The organism is Terrabacter terrae, from assembly GCF_039529575.1.
Taxonomy (GTDB): Bacteria; Actinomycetota; Actinomycetes; order Actinomycetales; family Dermatophilaceae; genus Terrabacter; species Terrabacter terrae.
On the sequence record NZ_BAAANB010000234.1, the window covers coordinates 1 to 6,429 of the forward strand.

The 6,429-nt window shown below is 72.5% G+C and carries 5 protein-coding genes; 3 read left to right on the forward strand and 2 right to left on the reverse strand.

Features of this window, described 5'->3' with window-relative positions:
* Nucleotides 1-294 precede the first annotated feature (294 nt).
* The 3 genes from ABD194_RS21460 (at nucleotide 295) to ABD194_RS21470 (ending at nucleotide 3,980) form a co-directional block, all read left to right on the forward strand.
* Complete coding sequence (locus ABD194_RS21460) at nucleotides 295-2,391, forward strand: multicopper oxidase family protein (protein WP_343995324.1); 2,097 nt, start codon at nucleotides 295-297, stop codon at nucleotides 2,389-2,391.
* A 136-nt stretch (nucleotides 2,392-2,527) separates the two neighbouring features.
* The gene (locus ABD194_RS21465; protein WP_343995326.1) at nucleotides 2,528-3,397 is read left to right on the forward strand and encodes a DNA-formamidopyrimidine glycosylase family protein; all 870 of its coding nucleotides are present in this window, start codon (nucleotides 2,528-2,530) and stop codon (nucleotides 3,395-3,397) included.
* Between the two features lie 154 nt (nucleotides 3,398-3,551).
* A complete protein-coding gene (locus ABD194_RS21470) occupies nucleotides 3,552-3,980 on the forward strand; it encodes a VOC family protein (protein ID WP_343995328.1) in 429 nt (142 codons plus the stop codon).
* A 4-nt stretch (nucleotides 3,981-3,984) separates the two neighbouring features.
* Here ABD194_RS21470 and ABD194_RS21475 read toward each other — a convergent pair whose 3' ends face one another.
* Nucleotides 3,985-4,911, reverse strand: coding sequence for a carbohydrate kinase family protein (locus tag ABD194_RS21475; protein WP_343995332.1), 927 nt, complete (start codon nucleotides 4,909-4,911; stop codon nucleotides 3,985-3,987).
* Nucleotides 4,912-4,951: 40 nt separating this feature from the next.
* Nucleotides 4,952-6,250, reverse strand: a complete 1,299-nt coding sequence (locus tag ABD194_RS21480; RefSeq protein WP_343995330.1) for a hypothetical protein — start codon at nucleotides 6,248-6,250, stop codon at nucleotides 4,952-4,954.
* Nucleotides 6,251-6,429 lie beyond the last annotated feature (179 nt).

The window sequence follows — 6,429 nt, forward strand, 5'->3', positions numbered from 1 at the left end:
CGTGCAGGCGCTGTCGCAGGCCGGCTTCCACATGACACCGCGAGGCCTGCGCCTGCGCCGCTGACCAGATCCCGCACGGAGTGTGCTGCTGGGACACCTTCTGCCACAAGGGGACCAACCGGTCAGGCGCCTGCATCGCACTCTCAGGATTTTCCCAATCGCGGTTCAGACGTGACGTCCCGGTGCCACGCTCGGTGGAGGGCTTTGCGACCGGACGACCGGTCCAAAGACCGTGGGGGCGCGCGCAGGGGACACGCCATCGCTCAGTTGTCGTCGAACTGGATGGTGGTCGGGATGGACGAACGTGATGACCGCATACGCCTGTCGCTGACGCGGCGAACCTTCATCAGGGCAGCGGGTGCGGCCGGTGCAGGGTTCGTCCTCTACACCCACGGGGGTGGAGCCCCCAGGCGGGCTGTCGCCGCGATCCCGGGCGGCACCCTGGACCCGACGGCTCTGCCGAAGTTCGTGACCCCGATGCTCGTACCACCGGTCATGCCACGGACGGGAACGGTCCCCGTGGCGGGTGGCAGGGCGGCCGACTGCTACGAGATCTCGGTGCGGCAGCTCCGGCAACAGGTCCTGCCCGCGGGATGGCCCCGAACCACCGTCTGGGGCTACGGTCCGGTGGGACCCCCCGGCGGCAAGGACCGGATGATGCACCACGCCCCGGCCGCCACGATCGAGGCCCGGTGGAGGCGGCCGGTCCGCATCACGTGGGTCAACGACCTCGTGGACGCCGAAGGCGGCTACCTTCCCCACCTGCTGCCCGTGGACCCGACCCTGCACTGGGCCAACCCGCCCGGAGGTCGGACCGGCCGGGACAGCCGACCGTCCTTCGCCACGACGCCCGGCCGCTACACCGGGCCCGTGCCCATGGTGACGCACCTGCACGGCGCCGTCGGCGTGGGGGACGAGAGCGACGGCTACGCCCAGGCGTGGTACCTCCCGGCGGCCCGGAACATCCCGGGAGATCATGCGCGAGAGGGCTCCTGGCACGCGTTCTTCGGACGCAAGGCTGCCAACCGGTTCGGCGTGAGCTGGAGCCGCGGGTCCGCCACCTTCCAGTACCCGAACGACCAGCGGGCCGCGACGCTCTGGTACCACGACCACTCTCTCGGGATGACGAGGGTCAACCTCTACGCGGGGCCGGTCGGCTTCTTCCTCCTCCGGGGTGGGCCACACGGCGACCAGGCGGTCGTGGACCGTCGGACCGGCGACGAGGCGGTCCTGCCGGGGCCGGCGTCGGCGCCGGGCGGCCGGTCGGCGAACCAGGCCGGCCACGAGCTGGTGCTCGTCATCCAGGACCGGGCGTTCAACGAGGACGGCTCGCTGTTCTACCCGGACACGAGGGAGTTCTTCGACGGGGCCACCGCCGACGCTCCCGGCTTCGTCCCGGACACGGACCTCCCCCCGATCTGGAACCCGGAGTTCTTCGGCAACACCATCCTGGTCAACGGCAACACGTGGCCCTTCCGGCACGTGGAGCAGCGGCGCTACCGCCTGCGGTTCCTCAACGGCTGCCAGTCCCGCTTCCTCGTCCTCGACTTCAGCCGCATCCCGGGCGTCGAGGTGTGGGACATCGGCAACGACGGCGGTTTCCTCGCTGCGCCGGTGAACCTCACGGCCGAGCACGGCAACCGGCTCCTGATGGCGCCGGCCGAGCGCGCCGACCTGGTCGTCGACTTCACGGAGGTCCCGGTGGGCCGCTGGGTGCTCGGCAACGTCGGACCCGACGAGCCCTTCGGCGGTGGCGAGCCCGGCACCGACTTCGAGGCGGCCGACCCGGCCACGACGGGCCGGCTGCTGCAGTTCCGGGTCTCGCGTGCCGCCGGGCGGGACCGCTCCACGCCGCCCCGGTTCCTCGAGCTGCCGCGCGTGACGCCCCTGGCCCGCGCTGCCCGCACCCGCCGTCTGGCTCTGATGGAGATGATGTCGCAGAGCTGGGACGGTCCGGCGCAGGCGATGCTGGGCATCCTGGACGCAGACGGAGTGCCGGTGCACCGGATGGAAGGCGAGCAGGTCACCGAGAACCCCGACGCCGGCGACACGGAGATCTGGGAGCTGCACAACTTCACCGCCGACGCCCATCCGATACACGTCCACGCGGTGACGTTCGAGGTGCTGAACCGGCAGGCCCTGGTCGTCGACGCCGACGGGGAGGCCGTCCCGCCGTCGCGCCCTGTGGGCGACGTGCTAGCCCCGCACCCCTGGGAGAGTGGCTTGAAGGACACGGTCGTCGCCTACCCCGGCCAGGTGACCCGCATCCGGGCGACGTTCAGCCAGCCCGGCCAGTTCGTCTGGCACTGTCACATCCTCGAGCACGAGGACAACGAGATGATGCGGCCGTACCGGGTCGGTCCCGCCCAGCCGGGCCAGCCGGGGGGCTGAGCCCGTCGCCGCACTTCTGCTCGCCCGCACTACCGCGCTGCCAGCCCCGAACTGCCTAGGCTGGAGGGACGTCCGCCCGCCAGGGTGAGCGACGAACGGCGGCCAGAAGGCGGCCAGAAGGCGACCAGGAGGTGGCGTGCCCGAGGGAGACACCGTGTGGCGCACCGCCAGCCGCCTCAACGAGGCGCTCGCCGGTCGCGAGATCGTCGAGTCCGACCTGCGCTGGCCCGAGATCTCGACGGCCGACCTCACCGGCCGCACCACGCTCGAGGTGGTCAGCCGCGGCAAGCACGTGCTGCACCGGGTGGAGGGCGGCCTGACGCTGCACTCGCACCTGCGGATGGAGGGGCAGTGGCGCATCGAGGCCACGGCCGGGCTGGCGGCGCGATGGCGTCGCAACCCGCAGCTGAGGGCGCTGGTCGCAGCAGCGGACTGGGCCGCGCTCGGGCTGCGCCTCGGCATGCTCAACCTCGTGCCGACAGCGCGCGAGCACGAGCTCGTCGGCCACCTGGGGCCCGACGTGCTCGGGCCGGACTGGGACCAGGAGCTGGCCGTCGACAACATCTGCGCCAGCCCGGTGCCGATCGGACAGGCCCTGCTCGACCAGCGCAACCTCGCAGGGGTCGGCACCATGTGGTGCGCTGAGACCCTCTTCCTCGAGCGCGTGCCGCCGTGGACCCGAGCCGACGAGCTGGGCCTCGAGACGGTCGAGCGGGTCGTGGTGCGGGCCCACCGGCTCATCGACAACGGCCGCCGCCACGCCGTCCAGTCGAGCACCGGCAGCTACCGCCTCGACGAGGCGCACTACGTGCATGCCCGCAGCGGCCGCCCGTGCCGGCGCTGCGGCACCACGGTGCGGGTCGCCATGATCGGGGAGCCCACGAAGGAACGCACGATGTTCTACTGCCCCGGCTGCCAAGGTGGACTGGGGCCGACCGACGACGGCCGCCGCCAGGTGCCGCTCGGGTCGGATCGCGGTGCCGCCCGCTCACGCCGCTCCTACTGATCCCGTGTCCGTCGTGCGTCCGTCGTGCATCCGTCGTGCGTCCGTCGCTGGTGCCGATCGCCTCTCCGGAACTCCTGCGCGGCTCGGCAGGCCGACCTACCGTGGTGGGGTCCAGTCACCCGCCCGACCTCGCCACGAGCAGAGGAGCACCCCCATGGGAACCCGCCTCAACCCCTACATCGGCTTCAAGGACACCGCCCGACCGGCGATGGAGTTCTACCAGTCGGTCTTCGGCGGCGAGCTGAACGTGTCGACGTTCGGCCAGTACGGCGACAGCGGCCCGGATGCGGACCACGTCATGCACGCCCAGCTCGAGACCCCGAGCGGCTACACGATCATGGCCTCCGACACCCCGGACGGCATGGCGTACGAGCCGGGCAGCAGCATCACGGTCAGCCTGAGCGGCGACGACAGCGACGAGCTGCGCGGCTACTGGGAGAAGCTCAGCGACGGCGCCACCGTCAGCCAACCCCTCGAGAAGCAGATGTGGGGCGATGAGTTCGGCATGCTGACCGACCGCTTCGGCATCGGCTGGCTGGTCAACATCGCCGGTGACCACACCGGCGACGGCGCCTCGAGCTGACGCGTCAGGCCGACGTCGGCCCGAAGTGCCCCTCCAACCGGCGGGTCAGCTCGCCGGAGTCGATGAGGCTCGAGTGCGTGCCGGCGGTCCCGCAGGCCCACGCGCCGGCGATGGCGCCCGCGCGGGCCGCGGCGCGGGCGTCGCTGCCCGCGAGCCAGGAACGCAGGAAGGCGGAGACGTAGGCGTCGCCGGCGCCGTTCGAGTCCACCGCGGGACGATCCTCGAGCTCGACCGCCGGCACGGCGAACGAGCCGCCGTCGCGGACGGTGACGCGGCTGCCTCGTGCCCCGTCCATGACGACGACGATCCGCGCGCGCCCCTCGTCGAACACGTCGGCGACCACGACGTCCTCGATGCCGGCGAGGCGTGAGCCCGACACGAAGACGAGGTCGGCGGCATACGCGAAGGGCCGGTGGTGCGGGTTCTGGCCGTCCCAGTCGTGCAGGTCGGTGGAGGTGGTGACGCCTGCTGCAGCGGCGTCCTCGAGCGCGTGCACGGTCCACGGCATGATCGACGCGTGGACGTGCCGCGCCTGCGCCAGCGGGCCGCGCCAGAGGGAGGCCTCGGGCACCAGGTCGTAGGGGTGCCGAGCGTCGTAGAACGACATCCGCCGCCCGGTCGCGTCGACGAGGTTGACGGCTCGCCGGGTGCCGCTCGGGTGGGTGACGTGGTCGAAGCGCAGGCCCTCGGCGGCGAAGCGGTCGAGGAGCATCTGCCCCTCGTGGTCGTCGCCGATGACGTCGACGAAGCAGGTGCGCATCCCCAGGCGGTGGCAGCCGAGTGCGACGCCGCTGCCGGTGTGCCCGACCACCGTGTGGATGGGCGGAACGCCGTGGGAGTCGGCGAACGGGACCGGCAGGGTGGCGACCCGAACGAGGGTGTCGACGCCGGCGCCGCCGACGACGAGGACGTCAGTGGTCTCGGTCGTCATCACGAGGCTCATTGTGCACAGGCGGCAGGGGCGAGGTCCGTCAGGGCCTCGTCACGCTGAGCAGGCCGAGGCACATCTCGTCGGTGGTGCCCTCGCCCCACACGACGTAGCGCTCGGGCAGGCCCTGCAGGTCGGGCAGCCTGTCCCGCCAGGCCTGGTCGTGCGTGCACGTGATCCGGATCGAGTCGCCGGGCCTGATCACCGTGGCGGGGACCGGGACGGACGCCTGGTTGTCGAAGTCCCACACCTTGATGTCGAGAAGCGTGCGGGCCTTCGAGGTGCCGGGATCGAGGTCGATGCGCAGGGAGGAGCCGAGCAGGTGCATGTGGCCGGCGACGGCGCGGATCGTGGCCTCCTGGTCGACCCGGCGGGTGCACGACTGCGTGGGCCCGGGAGTCGGGATCAGCGTGCCGTCGCAGGCGAGCAGCAGGCCGTTGACGATCGGTGCGGACATCGGGCCGAAGCGCTTGGTCACGTCGGCCACCGCGGTGGCTCGGTCGCACAGCGGACCGGACTTGCCTGCGCGGCAGGGCAGCTCGACCGGCGCGGGGTAGAGCATCGTCTGGAGCGGCTTGAGCCGGGTCGAGGAGGAGAGGCGCAGCTGCACCTTGGTGCGGTCCGGCGTGGACCCGTGTCGCAGGTTGTAGTGCACCTGCATGATCAGCAGCGACCCGCGCTGGAGGGGGATCCCGACGTCCGGTGGGAGGACGTTCGCGCGGCCGCCGGGCGCCCACGCGCCGACCCACGGTGCGTCGTCGAGACCGACGCCGCCCGAGCCCAGCCCGGTGCCCCCGAAGCAGGTCCAGCCGTTGCCGCCGCTCTCGGCGTTGCGTGCGCGGGCGGCTGCAGCGGCCGACGGCGGGACGCGGAAGAGGATGACGTGGTGCACCTCCTGCGGCTGCCCGGGGACGATGTCGAAGCCCGTGACGAAGGCGTCCCGGGAGACCTTGGGGTCGAGCACGAAGCACCGGTAGTCGTCGGTGCCGACGGTCGGGGCCCGAGGGGTGTAGTCGACCGGCGACGCGACCGTGCGCAGGCTCTCGCCGGTGCGCAGCGGAGCAGGCGCGGCAGGAGTCACCGGCCGGGGCCGTCCGGCGGCCGCGTCGGGTCCGGTGGTGGGCGGAGTGGTGGGCGTGGCGGGCTGGGTGGAGGACCGGGGGCCGGACCCAGGAGTGGCCACCTGCCCCGTCGACGCGCCGGACGTCGACGTCGGAGCAGCCGGCCCGGGCGAACCGCAGCCGGCGATCAGCACGACGAGCGCGGCGAGGGCCGCAGCCAGGCCGGCGCGCGGGCGCCGTGCCCGGCGCGGACCGTTCGCGTCGGCCAACCCGTGACCCATGCCGTGACTCATCCGACCCACCCCGTCAGTGTAGGAACGCGTGCCCGCAGCGCGGGCGGCGTCGGTGAAGGCTCAGACGCCTTCCGGTGCCCGGCTCACCGGGATGCGGCGGGCGTCCGGTGCGCTCGTCCGCTCGGCGTTGGCCTCGGAGTCGGCCAGTTCCTTCTGCGACTCGCGCT

Bases quoted from the DNA above. Each gene is read 5' to 3' on its own strand.
- ABD194_RS21460 (WP_343995324.1), top strand. From the start codon at position 295: ATGGACGAACGTGATGACCGCATACGCCTGTCGCTGACGCGGCGAACC.
- ABD194_RS21470 (WP_343995328.1), top strand. From the start codon at position 3,552: ATGGGAACCCGCCTCAACCCCTACATCGGCTTCAAGGACACCGCCCGA.
- ABD194_RS21475 (WP_343995332.1), bottom strand. From the start codon at position 4,911: ATGACGACCGAGACCACTGACGTCCTCGTCGTCGGCGGCGCCGGCGTC.
- ABD194_RS21480 (WP_343995330.1), bottom strand. From the start codon at position 6,250: ATGGGTCACGGGTTGGCCGACGCGAACGGTCCGCGCCGGGCACGGCGC.